General features: G+C 69.4%; 10 protein-coding genes and 3 pseudogenes. 6 read left to right on the top strand and 7 right to left on the bottom strand.

Annotation, left to right across the window (positions count from 1 at the left end; all coding sequences use genetic code 11):
- Positions 1-106: pseudogene (locus AB0C82_RS33015) on the bottom strand (IS5/IS1182 family transposase); the annotation flags it as partial.
- A 217-nt stretch (positions 107-323) separates the two neighbouring features.
- Positions 324-710, bottom strand: a complete 387-nt coding sequence (locus AB0C82_RS33010) for a hypothetical protein (RefSeq protein ID WP_362849484.1) — start codon at positions 708-710, stop codon at positions 324-326.
- A 634-nt stretch (positions 711-1,344) separates the two neighbouring features.
- Between AB0C82_RS33010 and AB0C82_RS33005 the strand changes: the two genes are divergently transcribed.
- Positions 1,345-2,763, top strand: coding sequence for a PQQ-binding-like beta-propeller repeat protein (locus AB0C82_RS33005; protein ID WP_362849481.1), 1,419 nt, complete (start codon positions 1,345-1,347; stop codon positions 2,761-2,763).
- A gap of 646 nt (positions 2,764-3,409) precedes the next feature.
- On the top strand, positions 3,410-5,560 hold the full coding sequence (locus AB0C82_RS33000; RefSeq protein ID WP_362849478.1) for an MMPL family transporter: 2,151 nt from the start codon (positions 3,410-3,412) through the stop codon (positions 5,558-5,560).
- 24 nt (positions 5,561-5,584) lie between these two features.
- Here AB0C82_RS33000 and AB0C82_RS32995 read toward each other — a convergent pair whose 3' ends face one another.
- Entirely contained in the window at positions 5,585-6,418 is an 834-nt protein-coding gene (locus AB0C82_RS32995) for a helix-turn-helix domain-containing protein (protein ID WP_362849475.1), read from the bottom strand.
- Positions 6,419-7,203: 785 nt separating this feature from the next.
- Here AB0C82_RS32995 and AB0C82_RS32990 point away from each other — a divergent pair.
- Positions 7,204-8,748, top strand: coding sequence for a carboxylesterase/lipase family protein (locus AB0C82_RS32990; protein WP_362849473.1), 1,545 nt, complete (start codon positions 7,204-7,206; stop codon positions 8,746-8,748).
- 708 nt (positions 8,749-9,456) lie between these two features.
- On the opposite strand, the gene AB0C82_RS32985 is transcribed toward AB0C82_RS32990, so the two are convergent.
- From AB0C82_RS32985 to AB0C82_RS32975, 3 genes and pseudogenes are all read right to left on the bottom strand, one after another.
- On the bottom strand, positions 9,457-9,948 hold the full coding sequence (locus AB0C82_RS32985) for an SRPBCC family protein (protein ID WP_362849471.1): 492 nt from the start codon (positions 9,946-9,948) through the stop codon (positions 9,457-9,459).
- Positions 9,949-10,135: 187 nt separating this feature from the next.
- Positions 10,136-10,198: pseudogene (locus AB0C82_RS32980) on the bottom strand (hypothetical protein); the annotation flags it as partial.
- 396 nt (positions 10,199-10,594) lie between these two features.
- A complete protein-coding gene (locus AB0C82_RS32975) occupies positions 10,595-12,001 on the bottom strand; it encodes a VWA domain-containing protein (RefSeq protein WP_362849468.1) in 1,407 nt (468 codons plus the stop codon).
- A 360-nt stretch (positions 12,002-12,361) separates the two neighbouring features.
- On the opposite strand from AB0C82_RS32975, the pseudogene AB0C82_RS32970 reads away from it, so the two are divergent.
- Positions 12,362-12,707, top strand: a pseudogene (locus tag AB0C82_RS32970) (hypothetical protein); the annotation flags it as partial.
- Positions 12,708-12,823: 116 nt separating this feature from the next.
- Here the strand turns inward: AB0C82_RS32970 and AB0C82_RS32965 are convergent.
- Positions 12,824-13,288 (bottom strand): hypothetical protein, encoded by a 465-nt coding sequence (locus AB0C82_RS32965; protein ID WP_362849466.1) that lies wholly within the window; start codon positions 13,286-13,288, stop codon positions 12,824-12,826.
- A gap of 614 nt (positions 13,289-13,902) precedes the next feature.
- Between AB0C82_RS32965 and AB0C82_RS32960 the strand changes: the two genes are divergently transcribed.
- Positions 13,903-14,739, top strand: coding sequence for a DUF2182 domain-containing protein (locus AB0C82_RS32960; protein ID WP_362849463.1), 837 nt, complete (start codon positions 13,903-13,905; stop codon positions 14,737-14,739).
- Between the two features lie 272 nt (positions 14,740-15,011).
- Positions 15,012-15,665 carry a DUF1326 domain-containing protein gene (locus AB0C82_RS32955; RefSeq protein ID WP_362849461.1) on the top strand — a complete coding sequence of 218 codons (654 nt, stop codon included), beginning with the start codon at positions 15,012-15,014 and terminating at the stop codon, positions 15,663-15,665.
- The last annotated feature ends 142 nt before the right edge of the window (positions 15,666-15,807 follow it).

Raw genomic sequence — 15,807 nt, 5'->3', positions numbered from 1 at the left:
CACCACCACGCTCACGCACCACCCGCAACAGCCGCTCGAACTGGCCCATCCGCAGACCCGTGAACGCCTCAACCCACAACGCCTCAACCCTCAACACCCCACGCATACACAGGAAATGCCCAGTTCCGAGCGTTCTGCAACACGCTTTAGCCGGACGGGGACCTGGCCTCCGAGGAGGCCGAGCGTGAGGCACTGCTCGGCCTTGCCGCGGAGTGCCCGACCACGACGGTCTTCTACGAGACCGCTCATGCGGAGACCCGTGGGCTGAGGCGCCGATGGGCGGGGCTGCCGGCGTAGCCGGCAGCCCCGCCCGGTGTGTCAGGTCAGTTGCGGTTGATGATCTGCGCACAGGCCGTACGGGAGCTGCCCTGAAAGCGGGCGCACAGTTTACCGTTGTCCATCAGTCGGCCGGGGACGACTGAGGCGACGAGCTGACCGTTGTGGCGGCGGGCGGTGAGTGTGTAGGTGAAGCCGTCGGGCTCGGTGATGTGCACGGTGGCGTGTGTGCGGTCCCTTGGCGGGTTGGTCCAGGAGGTCCACACCGTGCCGGGATTGGCGCTGCCCGACTCTCCGGTGGTGGAGATGCAGACCTGCGGGCCGGACAGGTGATGCGTACAGGCAGAGGCGGCGGCCTGGGCGGGTGCCTCCATCGAAGCGACAAGGGCAGCGGCGGTGACGCCCACGGCAAGGGTGCGGAGTGATCGAATCATGCCCATTCAACGAGCCGGTCGTCCGGGGGTCGCGCGAGCGGGCGCTGCCTGGTACTCACCTCCGACGCGTTCCCGCCGTCCGTCGGCAGCGAGACCCACTACCTGGGCACACCACCCGATCGAACTCTCCTGCCCGACGCGGCGGTGGTCACCGGCCCTGCGATGACGCATCGCGTCCGGCGCACCCCCACGCACGCGCTGGCCCTCGGCCCGGCAGCCGACAACGGCGCCTACGGCTGCCACACGCACCTCCAGCATTCCTGCACCTCTTCACACCTGCGCCAGCACCCGCCGCGGTCGCCGGAGCTGGGCTCCTGGGCGGCTTGCTCGCCCTGCTTGGTGGGGACGGTGTCGACGTCGTCACAGATGTGGAACGGGGACAGCGCGGAGCAACTGGTCGGCCGACGGCGAGACGGACGATGAAACTGCCCATCAGCGCCTCTCCCCCGTGGCTGTTCCTGGGTGCCCTACCCGTCTTCGGGGTGCCCCACGGCCCGGTGCCAGAGCCTGTGAACAGCCCGTCAGGTTCATGAACGCACATGACATGAGAACGCGTTGATCTCTTTGACCGCCGTCGGAGCCGGGGAGTACTCCGCAGGGGCCTGGGAAACCAGGGAAGACGGGGGGACCGGGGATGGGGACGACGGACGTGCAGGCAGGAAATGTGACGAGACCGGGCGCGCGGCCCGGCCGGGGTCGGCGGATCGGCTGGGTGGCGGCCGCGGTCGCGGCCGTGCTCGCGCTGGTCGGTGGGCTCGTCTCCGTCTTCCTGATGATCACCGGGAACATGCCCGGCGACTCGATGGACAGCGCCTGGGAGACGCCGGCCGATTCGGCGGCTGCCGAGCACGGCAACGGCAGCTGGCTGGTCGGCGATGTCCTGGTCCGCAGCCGCTTCGACGAGGTCACCGGTTACGGCGTGCGGACCGGGAAACAGCACTGGGAGTACGTGCTGCCGGGCCGGTCCGAGATCTGCTCCACGTCCACTCCCGAGGACTCGGTGCTACTCCTGGTGCACGGGGAGAACGTCACCGCCGCCGAGGCCGACGGCGAGGGCTGCGCCGGCATCACGGCGCTCGACCTGAAAACCGGAAAGGAGCTGTGGAGCGGCTCCCGCAAGGCCTCCGCGAAGGCCACCGCCGGCGTCGCCGCCGGCACCATCGGTGGTCCGGTGAACGGCACCGTGGCCGCGGGCGGCGGACTCGCCGTCGTCCTCGACACCTGGACGGACGGGCTCGGTGAGGTGGTCGCCGATGGCCGGAAGGCGATTCGCGCCGTCGATCTGCGAACTGGCGAACGCCGTTGGACGGCCACCGTTCCGAAGGACTGCCGGCCGTTCGACGTCGGAGCCGCGAAGCGCAGGGTCGTCGCGGTCCTCAGCTGTGGGAAGGAAAACCGGTCGGAGCTTACGGCCGCCGTCTTCGACCCGGCGACCGGCTCGCTGCTCCACAACGAGCCGTTGGACGCGCGCCGTCCGGTCGCCTCGTTCTCGTCGTCGTCCGCGGTCCGGACGGCACTCCTGTCCATCGACCCGCTGGTGGTGTCCGTCCGTCCCGCGTATGACACCGAGCCCGGCACCGACGCCTTCTTCTCCTTCGGCGCCGATGGTCGGCGGCAGTCCCGGATCGAGATCTCCGGCGAGCACGGGAAGATCGTCGCCGACAAGCCCTCCAAGGTCGCCATCGATGGCGAGCACCTCTACGCGGTCGCCGATTTCGGTAAGTCCTCCACCAGTTCCCGGGTCGTCGCCATCGACCTCACGACCGGCCGCCTCGCCTGGGAGGCGGACTCCGGCCGGGGTGACACGGTGGCACTCGCCGTCCACGACGGCAAGGTCACCGTCCTGCACCAGGACCGGGGCAGCTTCACCGAAACGCTGTACGTGCTGGACGGTGCCACCGGCGAGGAGCTGGATGACCGCAACTTCTCCGTCGACATCGACCGTGACGACGGCTGGCTGGCCGGCCTCTTCGACCGCGACGGCCTGCTGATCGTCTCCCGCTACGACACCGACGGACCGGGCCGGCCGTTCGCCGCGTATGAACGCTGGTGACCGAGACGGTGGGGCGCGGGGTCAGACAACGGGGACGGCGTCGACTTCATGACGCGCCACGGTAGGCGTTCGCTTCTCTTCTCGAAGGCGGATTGTCCAGACACGTTGCGGGAGGTCAGCGCTGTCGGGCCCAGGTCCGCCGAGGTGTGGTCGTGGCCTGTTGTGCGGGACCTGCGTGCACCTCGCTGTCCTGGACGCTGCCGGACACCGGTGTCCGGCAGCCGGATGGGGCGCGAGATGCGGTACACCGTACGGCCCGCGGCGCTCGACGCGACCTCCCGGTGGATGGCCGCGCTCGACGCTCGCCTCGGACTGGCGACTGGCGGCTGGCGACTGGCGACTGGCGACTGGCGACTGGCGACTGGCGACTGGCGACCATCAAGCGCGTCTCGGAGGCGGCGGAGCGGGAGGAGGAGCACGGACCGGTAACCGGATCCTCGGGCCCCGGGCCCCGAATAGCCCAACCCGGGGGCCCGGGCGGCGCGGACGGCATGTCGCGGGGCCGCCTGGCACAGCGCCACTTACTGTCTCCGCACGGGCCGGGCCCGCGGGCGGCCGGGGCTTTTCGCTGCCGCGCGCGGGGGACTTCGACGGCCGCCGTCCCGAGGGCTGCCATGCCACTCATGACGAAGCGATGGGGAATGGCATGCCGGACGTACAGCGGCCTCGACAGAACGGCGTGGCCTGGCTGATCTGCGGCCCACGCACCAAGTGGCTGGTCGTGGCCCTGTGGCTGATCGTCTTCGTCGTCGCGGCGCCCCTCGCCCAGAAGCTCACCGGCGCACAGGACAACGACGCCACCTCCTGGCTGCCGAGCAGCGCCGAGTCCACCCAGGTACTGGAGACCTCGAAGGGTTTCCGGCCCGAGATCATCACGGCGATCATCGTGTACGCCCGTGAGGACGGGCTGACCACTAAGGACCGCGCACAGATCGCGGCGGACACCGTGCAGCTGAAGACGCTGCGGGCGGACGGCGTCAGAGGCTGGGAGACCCGGGGCCCTGTCTACAACAGGACCATCCCGCCCCAGGCGGCCCAGGTCTTCGTTCCCGTCACCATGGACGAGGAAGGGTGGGAGCGCATCGGGTCCGCCATCGACTCCATCCGGGACGTCGTGGGCACCGGCGGCAACGGCCTCGCCGTCCACATCACCGGGCCCGGCGGTATCACGGCCGACTCCGCCGACGCCTTCGAGGGCATCGACTCGACCTTGCTGTTCGCCGCGCTCGGCGTAGTGGTCGTGATGCTCCTGATCACCTACCGCAGCCCGACCCTGCTCATCCTGCCGGTGCTCGCGGCCGTCGCCGCGCTCTTCAGCGCGCAGGCCGTCATCTATCTGCTCGCGACGCACACCGGTCTGACCGTCAACGGTCAGAGCGCCGGCATCCTCACGGTCCTCGTCTTCGGCGCGGGCACCGACTACGCCCTGCTCCTGGTGGCCCGCTACCGCGAGGAGTTGCGCCGGCACGAGAACCGTCACGAGGCCATGGCCCGGGCGCTGCACCGCGCCGGCCCCGCCATCCTGGCGAGCAGCGGGACCGTGGTGCTCGGCATGCTCGTCCTGCTGACCGCCGAGATGAACTCAACGAAGGGCCTGGGCCCCGTCGCCGCGATCGGCGTGGCCGTTGCCCTGGTCGCCATGATCACCCTCCTGCCGGCCCTTCTGGTCATCTTCGACCGCTGGATCTTCTGGCCGGCCGTCCCCCACTTCGGTTCCGCCGAGCCCACCGAGCACGGCGTCTGGGCACGGCTGGGGGCTCGGATCGCGCACCGTCCCCGCGCGATCTGGGTGGCCACCGCGCTGGTGCTCGCCGCCCTGTCCCTGGGACTGACGCAACTGCGTGCCGCGGGGCTGAGCAACGCCGACTCCTTCACCGACAAGCCGGACTCGATCGTCGGCCAGGAGGTCCAGGACCGCTACTTCCCGGCCGGAAGCGGCAACCCGCTGGTGATCATCGCCAACGCGGACCGCAACGCCCAGGTGCGCAGGACGGTCGCGTCGACCCAGGGCGTGGTGCCCGGATCCATCGGCGTACCTCTCGGCACGAAGCCGGTGCACGACGGCCAGGTGCTCTTCGAGGCGACGATGACCGACCCACCGGACAGCGATGCGGCGAAGGACACCGTGGAGCGCGTACGGGACGCCGTGCATGCGGTGCCGGGCGCCGACGCGCAGGTCGGGGGTGGCACGGCGGCCCTGCTGGACATGGACACCGCCACGCGGCACGACAACATCCTGATCATCCCTCTGGTGCTGCTGGTGGTGCTGTGCGTCCTCGCACTGGTGCTGCGCGCGGTGGTGGCTCCCCTGCTGCTGATCGCGACGGTGGTGCTGTCCTTCGCCGCGGCGCTCGGCATCAGCGCGCTCTTCTTCCGGTACGTCTTCGACTACGCGGGCGAGTCGACGGACTTCCCGCTGTTCGTGTTCGTGTTCCTGGTGGCACTGGGGATCGACTACAACATCTTCCTCTCCACCCGTATCCGCGAGGAAGCCTTCCATCAGGGCACGCGGGCCGGAGTGGTGACCGGCCTCGCGGCCACCGGGGCGGTGATCACCTCGGCGGGGCTCGTCCTGGCGGGCACCTTCGCGGCGCTCGGAACCCTGCCCATCGTGGGCCTCGCGGAGATCGGCTTCGCGGTGGCGCTGGGCGTGCTGCTGGACACCTTCGTCGTGCGGTCCATCCTCGTCACGTCCCTGTTCCTGGACATCGGCCCGAAGGTCTGGTGGCCGCACCGGCTCGCCCACGAGGACGGCGCCGTGACGGGGAGGTCAGGGGCGTCGGCCACGGATTCCTAAGCACCGCTCGGATCATGCTCGGAGCTACATGGCCAGGGCTGCGAGAGTGTTGGTGCCGAGACAGATGCAGGCGTTTCTCGTAGCGGCGGCGACGGCGCGGAAGCCATTGAGGGGGTTGAGGTGCCTTCGACGGTGTTGCGCTTCTTGTAGCGTTCGTTGTCGAAGCCGGTTGCTGGTGGCCCGGCCAACCTGCCTGCGGCGTGCCCGGCGGGCCGTCCGAACGTCACATGCCTTGGGGCTGACGGTTTCCAGTACGAAGAAGAGCTCGGCTACCTCGGTCGGGTGACGGACGGAACGGCCGGTCAACTCCTGCAGTTTGCCGAGGCGGTAGTTGACCGAATTGCGGGGACAGAACAGCGCCCTGGCCGCAGCAGTTGTCGAGCCAGTGGCGAACCATGCCCTGGCGGTGGCGAAAAGAGCCTCGCGTTCTTCTCGGGCCAAGTCGAGCAGCCTGACGAGGATTTGGGAGGTCAGGTCGTCGGCGGTCTCGGGGTTGCTGGCGATGAGCGTGGCAACCGGGCGGTCGCCGTAGTGGACCTTGATGGGGGTGCTGATCTTCTCGCTGAAGATCTTGTCTCGGGGATGCCCTGCTTGGCGAGCGCGGCAAGTTCTGGTCCCACAGGAGCTGGAAGTTGGGGTGTGCGAGTCGGGCGTCGCCGAACCCTTCGGCTCCTTCAGTCCGGTCGCGTACCGTGGAAAACGCGGGCCGATCGCCGGGCTGACCGGCACTGACGACGGGGGCGGGAACATGAGTGCGGAGCACGTCGTAGGCCTCGCCGGTATCGCCGTGATCATCGCGAGCGTAGTGGCCGGTGTGGTGATTCTGCGGAGCGGATCCATCCTGCGCACCAGGGTCATATACCCGTTGTGCGACACGTGTGGGCACGCACGGCCTGAGCACTCCCGGGGAGAGGACACCCGCTGCCATCACGATTACGGGCACCACACCTGGAACAACGACAGCTACGGCAACAGCCAGCAAAAGTACGGTGATACCTGCCGATGCCAGGAGTTCCGTTACCGGCCTCGCACCGTAAAGCCCGCTGAATGACCTTGGGTGTGGAGCGCTCCAGACACTCCAGCCCTCCGCCCCTCGGTCCCCGGGGCATCGCGGTCGAGTTGCCCGCAGGGCACGGCCCCACTCGGTCGCGTAGGCCGCCCGCAGCCCGAGAGTGAACGCGTCGTCCATTTTACGGACTTCCACGGCATCAATACCCCTCGAAGAGCGCTGGAACGACCAAAGCCCCAAAGACCCTTCTTCGGCGGCTCGTTCGAAAGCGCTCGGCTGCCGAACCTCGTGGCCGGTGTGGGACGAGGCACACGGTCGTGGTCGGCGCCCCGTCGGCATCCGCCGCCGCCGGCAGGTTCTGGCCTCGCCATCACGCAGGGTCGTCCCAGCTCCGCCTCGCCTACGGTTGCGGGGCCGCCCGCGCACACTCGGTGAGAATGCCGCCCCGTGCCGGGCCGCCCGTGGGCGTGACTGGTGATTCGCGCGATGCGAGAGGCGCGTGCGGGCGTCGAGACTGCGGTGCAACCTGTCACCACCAGCCCCCCGCACGGAGGTACCGATGCCCGATCCGTACACGAGGCACAAGGCAAGGACGGCGCGACGATCGCCGTCGTGGAGGCGCCGCTTACGGGGCGTGCTGGCGAGCGCGCTCCTGCTGTCGGCGACCGGGCTGGGCGCCGCGCCCGCCGCGGCCACTCCGGCGGCCGACGACACGACCGTCACCACCGGTTACGGGCAGGTGCGGGGAACGGCGGGCGAGAGAGCAGACGACTACCTCGGCATCCCCTACGCCGCACCGCCCGTCGGCGGCCTGCGCTGGAAGCCGCCCGCCGCACCCGCGCGCTGGACGGGCGTCCGGGACGCCACGGCCTCCGGCAACCCCTGTATGCAGACGGGCTCGTCGACCCCTTGGGGCGATCTGGCCGGACCGGGCACCCCCAGCGAGGACTGCCTCTACCTCAACGTCCACACGCCCGCCCAGCGCTCCCTGCGCGACCGGCCCGTGATGGTCTGGATCCACGGCGGCGGCTTCACCATCGGTTCCGGGACCTTCTACGACGGCGGAGAATTGGCCGCCCGGGGCGACGTGGTCGTCGTCACCCTCAACTACCGTCTCGGCGCCTTCGGTTACCTCGCCCATCCGGACCTGGCGGGAGAGTCGGCGGACGGCATCTCCGGCAACTACGGCCTCCTCGACCAGCAAGCGGCCCTGCGCTGGGTGCGTCAGAACATCGCCGCCTTCGGCGGCGACCCCGGCAACGTCACGGTCTTCGGCGAGTCGGCGGGCGGCGGCAGTGTCTGCCAGCACCTCGTCTCCCCCCGCGCGACCGGCCTCTTCGACCGTGCCATCGCCCAGTCGGGCTGCGGCTTCCCGCTGCCCACGCACGAGTCGCAGCAGCGCACCGGTGCGACCTGGGCCGGCTCCCTGGGCTGCGCCGATGTCGCCTGCCTGCGCGGCAAGACCGCCGGCGAGCTGCTCACGGCCTCGACGAACCCCACCGCCCGCTGGGTCCCGAACGTCGACGGCCGGCACGTCCCGCTCCAGATCGCCGAGGCCCTGGAGAGTGGCAGGTTCCACCGCGTGCCCGTCCTCCAGGGCACCACCGCCGACGAGGGCCTGCTCACCGTGGCATCCACCTACGACCTGGCCGGCCGTCAGCTGACCCCGGCCGGATACCCGGTGGCCGTCCGCGCCCTGTACGGCGAACGTGCCGACGCGATCCTGGCCCGCTACCCGCTGTCGGACCACGGCTCCCCCGCCGAGGCACTCGGCGCGATCCTCACCGACTCGCAGTTCGCCTGCCTCCAGTCCCGCACGGCGCGGCTGATGGCCGGGCACACCCGGTCCTACCAGTACGAGTTCGCCGACCGCGGCGCCGTGGACTACCTCGACCTCCCGGTCAGCTTCCCCATAGGCGCCCCGCACGGCTCCGAGATCCGGTACGTCTTCGGTGGCGTCTCGGGCACCCCCGCCCAGAACGCCCTGGCCGCCAAGATGCTCGGATACTGGACCAACTTCGCCCACACGGGCATCCCGTACGCGGCCGACGCCCCACGCTGGACCCAGTACCCGAAGGTGCAGGTGCTCGCGCCCGAGGCGATCACGGCATCGACGACGTTCCCCGAGGACCACATGTGCGACCTGTGGCTCCCGAGCGCTGTGACCGCCCGGCACTGAACGACCGGACGTGCGACGGCCCCGGCGCCCAGAACATCTGGAGCCGGGGCCGGCCCCGTGGCGTCGTCACCGAGAGCGAGCACAGGCGCCGCCCGGCTGACAACAGCCAGCCCGGGTGTGGCGGGGCGGCGGACGGCCCGGACCGTGCGCTCGGTGCGTACGGCGAGGTCTTCGCGGCACAGGACCCGTGCCGACCGTCGACGGCGATGGTGCGCTCGCCGTCGAGCGCGAGCCCGGAGGCAGTCAGCATCGGCCCCCGGTCGGCGCCGCGGTGCGGGACCTGATCGGCGTGGAAGCCGTCGGGTCGCCCCGCCGCCCTGGTGCGGCACCTGAGACCTCACGGACAGCGGTACGACGACGACCGATGCCGTGGAGCGATGCCAGGCGGGCACGCGCCCGCGCGGCGGCGAAGTCCTCACGTCCGCCATGCGTACGGTCCGCCCGATCCTGGCCTTGCCTACTTGGATGCGACGCGCCCACGCGGCCCCGCGAGGTGGCACTTCTCGGCCTCGGCGTCCTCTCTCTGGCCGACGGTGCGAGGTGACCGTCACTGGCTACGGAGCGTTTCCGCGCCGCAGCGCCGGCCTCGCCGCCTGCGGCAACGGCCATCTCCGGACAGCGCGCCCTTGGCGCTTCCCCCAGCGGTCATCTACGAACGAAGGGAAGATCAACACACCACGCAGTCAGGCGCCTGGCCAGTGAGGCAGTTCAGTCCGTCGCTTCGCGGACGTCCTTTCCCTGCTCGGCGAACGCCTTGAAGTCCTGCATGTGCTGTTGCGACTGCTTGCGGAAGGCGCCGGGCATGAGGAGTCCCACCAGCTTCATCAGAAAGCCGCTGAACCGGTATTCGTTCTCGCTCTCCCAGAGCGTCGTTTCCGGGCCCGTTTCGGTCAGCCGGTCGCGCACGGCGCTCCACATGCCTTCGCCGACGATCTCGCGGTCGAAGTGGACGACGCTCGTCTTCGGGACCTCGCGCAGGTCTGCCGGTTCCCGGCGTGTGATGGTCTCGGTGCACTCGATCTTCCGCCGGCCCATCTGCATCACGACCCGCGACTTGGTGCCGACCTGCCCGTGCTCCCCGCTCAGCGGCTCGTGCAGCACCAGGCCCCGCAGCCATTTCGGCAGGTGTGCCGGGTCGGCGAGCAGAGGGACCACCTTCTCCCGCGGCAGGGCGATCTCGATGGAGACGGTGTATTTCATGGGGCGCATCATTCTCTTCCTTCCAGGTGTGGGACAACGCGCTCTTGTACTGCTCGCCGCACTCCTCGGCTGAGGGCACTGCATTCCGTGTCCATAAAGTAAAGGGCAGACGTGTGGTCTGCGATTGGGCCTCGGTCTGGTCGTCCAGGACAACCTCGAGATTGCGGGCGCTGGTCAGCAGTACCGCGAAGCCCAGCCGGTTACGGGCATGCCGCTTCGGCTCGATCAGCTCCAGGTCCGCGTCGTCCATGAAGAAGAAGCGCTTCATCTCCGTGCTCAACGGCGCCCCAATGAAACGCCGGAAACCCCGCGGCCTGCTCATCCGTCAGAAGCTCAACCGCCACGCCGGCCCTCCAGACAGTCGATCAACAACAACTGCCGAAGGCTCCGCCGAACCAGAAGCACAGGTCAACGCCTCTCCGGCGCCCGCGAGGGCCAGCGCGGGTTTTCGTTCCGATGTGCCGCCGCGTTGTCGTCCCGAGGACGGCTTCGAAGCCGGGCTACGCCAACGGCCGGCAACCGCGGGTGCCCGTATGCGGCGATCATGTCCACCAACGTGGCAGGTCAGCTCTTGCAGGCGGGACGGCGACCGGGCAGGCCATGTCGCCGGTCAATCGCGCGGCAGTCGAACGTCTCCGCAGACGGTTCAGCGCAGGATGCCGGCCTGGCGGGCGGCTCGCAGCCAGGACGGGAACTCCGACAGGAGCCGGTCGTACAGCTCCGGGTCAGAGACCTTCTCGATATCGTCGACGGCGAAGAATCCGACGTTGTCGACCCGACGGCCAGGCAAGGTGTCGAAGCGTTCCAGCACACCGTACTGCGACCGGCCGAGTCCGATGAACTGCCAGAACACCGGCTCTTCCACAGCCGCACGCAGTTCCCGCTCAATCTCATCATTGCGGTACACGCCGCCGTCCGAGAAGAACAGGACCAGCGTCGGGTCAGGCACCGGGTGATCACGCACGAAAGCGCGCACTTCGGCAATGACCTTCTGCTCCTCGTTCTGGATGCCGACCGCTCGCATGTCGACCTGACCGGGGAGGAGCCCTTTTGGCGGCTTCTTGCGACCGAAGAGACTGAGTTGCCCGACGCGCACATGCAGCCGCAGCCACTCGGGCAGGTCACCGACCACAAGATCCGGCAGCCGGGCCGGATTGGACGCGAAAGTCCATGCCTGCATCTCACCGTCATCATCGACCTGCGCCGCCACCGCCGCCATCCGCTCGGTGACACCTGCCACAGTGCCGCGTGTGTAGAGACCGCCCATCGACCCCGACGCATCGAGGACGAGGATCACGCGCGCAGTCAGGTCCGTCAGGCCCTGCTTGCGCAGGCTGACCGCGACCTGCTCCTTACGCAGCGACAGGCGCTTACGCATGTCGACAGGCAGATTTTCCTCGCCCTTGGTGAACCGGATGGAAGGCTTGCCTTGGCCGGCAACGGACCGGGCCGTCGAGGGAGACGAGACACCAGGGGCCCGTCGAGCGGAGGGCGGCGACATCCGGGCGGGGGCCGGAACGGGAGCAGCCGCGGCCTGGTCCTCGTCGACGCTGATTCCGAAGTCCCTTGCCAGTCCCGCAAGCCCGCTCGCATACCCCTGGCCGACAGCGCGGAACTTCCATCCGTCCCCGCGCCGGTAGAGCTCACCACTCACATAGGCGGTCTCCGTGCCGGCCTCCATGTCGAAGCGGGCCAGTTCAGCACCGGACGCGGTGTCGAACAGCCGCAGATGAAGTCCCGGCACCTGCCCGAACGTGCCATCGCCGGCTGAAGCGCACAAGGCGACCCGCTCGATTTCCCGTCCCAGTGCGGCCAGATCGACTTCCAGCGAGTCCGCTCCCGGCTGCTTGCCGAGGTGACGCACGGCGCCGGAAGGATGCTGCGGCTGGTTGTAGAAAACGAAATCGCCATCGGAGCGGACCCGCCCGCTACCGGTCAGCAGCAGCGCGGAAGCGTCCACATCCGGCACGCCAGGTCCGGCCGACCAACCGAGTACAGCTCTGACGGCGGACACCGCCACCGGCATGTTGGCGCCCTTGCTCAGTGTCGTCACAAAGGACAGTCTGCCCGCCGGTGAACCGCAAGGCCCCCCGGACCGCGAAAACAGGCAGTTGCTCCCGACCTCCTGGAGGCGGCCGTGGCAGGCCGGTGGCGAACGAAGAGATCCTGCGCGGTCCCCACCTGCGCCTCGTCATCGTCGGCCAGCGGCAGAGTGGCGTCCCTGGTCAGGGCGGGGCTGGGCTGGGCTGGGCTGGGCTGGGCTGGGCTGCGAGCGTAGCCGGGGATGCTGATGGCTTCGCAGGCAAGGCCGCGGGCCTACGCGAGCAGGGTGCCTGGTGTCGGGTGGAGGCGGTAGACGTGTTCAGCCTGGCCTTCGGGTGGGATCAGTATGTTTGCTGGCCAGCGACCAGCCCTGCGCCGGCGCCGTAGCCCGTACACGGGCTCGGCATTCGACCCTCAGGTCGACAACCCCGGACCGCTGTACGCTGCCGTTGCCTGGGTGAACGGCAGCGCCATCGATCGCGACATCTACTGGCTCCGGGCAACTCGAAGCCGCCGCCCTGCTCCAGACCCTGGCGGCTCTCCCCTGCCTCGAGCACTCGGGCGAGGCCTTCGCCTGGCACCCCACCGAGGCTTACCTGATCTCGAAACGGCCACCAGTTCGAATACGCACCCAAAGCCGCCGTCGCCCTCGTACGCGACGCCGCCGCAGGGGCACCAGGCGTAACCGCATCGCCCGCCACCGCCGCGACTGGACCATCTACCTGCCGCAGTGCTCATACCTGGCTGCCGACGAAATGCAGTGCTCCGGGGTACGAAGTCTGCCGCGATCGCTTCCCGGTCCGCTTGCTACGGAGGAGGCCAAGCGGGGACTCTACGGCCAAAGGACCTCACCGTCTTGAACGACCAGGGGCTCGAACCGGTTGGACTCGCAGAACCTGGTCCAGCCCAGGCGGACCACATGGGTCGACGAACGGTGTCGGTCATCGGCTCTGGCGGCCAGCCAGCTGAGCAACTCCCCAGTGCGGTCGAATTCATCAGGGTGGATCTCCTGCCGAGCGGTCAGGGCCCATGCCCCGCCCTCAGTGCGCAGCAGCACCGCGACGAGTGCGCCGTCCACCTTCCAGGCCTCGCCGTGTCGGCCCAGCAGAGGCACAGGATGGTCCTCTGTGACGAACTCGCCGGAGTCGTCCTCCACCACGATCGGAAACGCGGTCACAATACGGAGAGTCTCCGGCTTGTCGCCCAGCCCGAGATGCCACCGAAGCTCTGTGACCTCTTCGTCCAACAGACTGCCCCGCAGGTTCAGGGCGATTGAGAGCTCAAAGATGTCTGCCATAGCGGCAGGCTACCGAGGAGACGCCCGAGGCCGTAGTGACCGCGGTGTCGAGCCCCGTGCTCTCCTTCCCCCTCTCCACCCCGCAGGATGCAGCGCCGGTCGCCTCAAGGGCTCTTCGCCCAGCTGAAGCACCACGCCGACGCCCTCCGTCCAGGATTTCGACGTGCGGGCGGACGGACCCCCGAGCACGGCGAGGCAGAGCTGCCCGCCCGGCCGTGCTGGCAGCCGACGAACCTCAGCCACGCCCTGGCGGCTCCGCAGTCGGTGTCCGGACAGCTTCGCGGTCCGGTCACCCCACGCTTCCACCACTGTGCGCGCATTGCGTACCGCGCCGGGCTCGCGCGGCTGTCCAGATGGGTGCTCGGCCACCCCCACGCCGGTTCGAGGGGGTGATGGCCGGCGCCGGACCACGGCGACGCTCGTGGACAGCTCGGGCCTACCGGCGTCGCTGAGCCGAGCAGGGCTAAGTTCCGGTCCGGTCGACCCGGAGGACGGTGGGGATGGAGGCGCATCGAGCCAGCGCTCTGATCCTCGCGTTTCTTCGCGTTCGCCGACCCGGTCGCATCGCAGGGGGACGTGTGCTGTTCTGGAAGCAGTCGCAGGAAGGCACACCGATGCGTCGCAGCCGGATTTCCGCCTTCGCACCCGCCAGGTCGACCGCCCCGACCGGAGCCAGCGGGGGGTTGCAGCCCACACGGACTCTGGCGGCCGCCTGGATCCTCGTCGTTCTGATCGCGGTGCCCGCCTGGGTGCTGACGATCGGTCAGGCCCGTGACATGGGCGTCGAGCCCGGCACGATGGGGATGGCGATGCCCCTGTTCCTGCTGCTCTGGGTGACGATGATGGCAGCCATGATGCTGCCGTCCATGGCGCCGGTGGCCATCACCTGGGTACGTGGTATCGGCCGCCAGTCCTCCGGCTGGACCCGGACGGCCCGCACCGTCGAGTTCGTGGGCGGATACCTGCTGGTGTGGACCGCCTTCGGACTGCTCGCCTATGCGGCCCTGACCTTCACCGGCGGCCTGGTGGACGACCATCCCACCGCCGGACGCTGGATCGGTGCGGTCGCCTTCCTGCTCGCCGGCCTGTACCAGCTCGGTCCTCTCAAGAACGTCTGCCTGCGGCACTGTCGCGACCCGCTGAGTCATCTGGTGCGTTACGCCGGCTTCCGGCGACCGGCCCGCGATCTGCGAGTGGGCGTCCACCACGGCGCGTACTGCGTCGGCTGCTGTGCCGGGCTGATGCTCGTCTTCGTTCCCCTCGGCGTGATGAACGTGGCGGCCATGGCAGGACTGGCGTTGGTGATCTTCGTGGAGAAGCTGTGGTCCCGGGGTGTCCTCCTCAGCGGTGTCGTGGGCGTCGCCTTCCTCGTCCTGGCGGTGCTCGCACCGTTCCAGGACTGGATGCTGCCAGGTTTGGAGGGCTCGATGCCGTCAATGAGCGGCATGTGATCTTCTGCGCGGACCTGGTCGATTCCTTCGGACAGCGGTACGCCGGAGGGTGGCCCAGGGACCTGCCTCCCACTCGGTGGGTCGAGGCGCCGCCACCCGACCCTTCGTGTAGGGCTCGGCGCCGTGGTCCGCGTAGACGTCGGCCGGTTTCCCGCCCGGGGCATGAGGTGCAAGCTGGAAGGTGAGACCGGCCTCCGATCCCGGCGCGGGCTCGGGATGCGCGGTCCCGCTACTCCGAGTGAGCTCGTCGGAGCTCGGCTGGAGGAAGTGACATGACACAGCAAGCCACCACTGGCACGCGCTGGCATCTGACCGGCGACTGGTTCGACGTATGCAAGTGCGCGATTCCGTGCCCGTGCACGTTCGCGCAGCCCCCGACCTACGGCGACTGCGAAGGCGTCTTGGTCTGGCACATCCGGGAAGGCAACTTCGGGGACGTACGGCTCGACGATCTCAATGTCCTGATGCTCGGGTCATTCGAGGGCAACCCGTGGGCGGGCACGCATACCAAGCCGTACGCCGCGGTCTTCCTGGACGAGCGCGCCGACGACCAGCAGCGGGCCGCGCTCGGGACCGTCTTCGGCGGTGAGGCGGGCGGATGGCCGGCGGAGTTCGGGGCGATGTTCCACCCCGAGATGCGGGGCATGGACGTCGCCCCGATCCACGTGGAGATCGACGAGGATCTCGCCACGTGGCGAGCCGAGATCCCGGGGCGTGTCACGGCGACCGCCGAGGCGCTCACCGGCCCGACCACGCCCGACGGCGCACGCGTCCAGGTCCTCAACTCCCCGGGCTCCGAGGTGGGGCCTGGCCAGATCGCCACGTGGGGGCGGGCCACCGTCGACCGCGCCGACGCGTTCGGCTTCTCCTGGGAACGCACCGGGAAGTCGAGCAAGCACTTCCCCTTCGACTGGAGCGGGCCCTGACTGAAGAGCCCGTCCGACCGACCCGGCCACGCAGCCGCGCACTTCCGGGCTGCCGGCCGCCCGGAACTCCGGAGCCGACCGGCCACCACTTCCTCGGGACCGTCCCCGACGCCGTCGTGCGGTCTGTCTGCGCATGCAGCTC

This window comes from Streptomyces sp. NPDC048560, from assembly GCF_040650955.1.
Taxonomy (GTDB): Bacteria; Actinomycetota; Actinomycetes; order Streptomycetales; family Streptomycetaceae; genus Streptomyces.
Note: the sequence above shows the minus strand (reverse complement) of the source record. Positions and strands in the feature narration are given on the sequence as shown.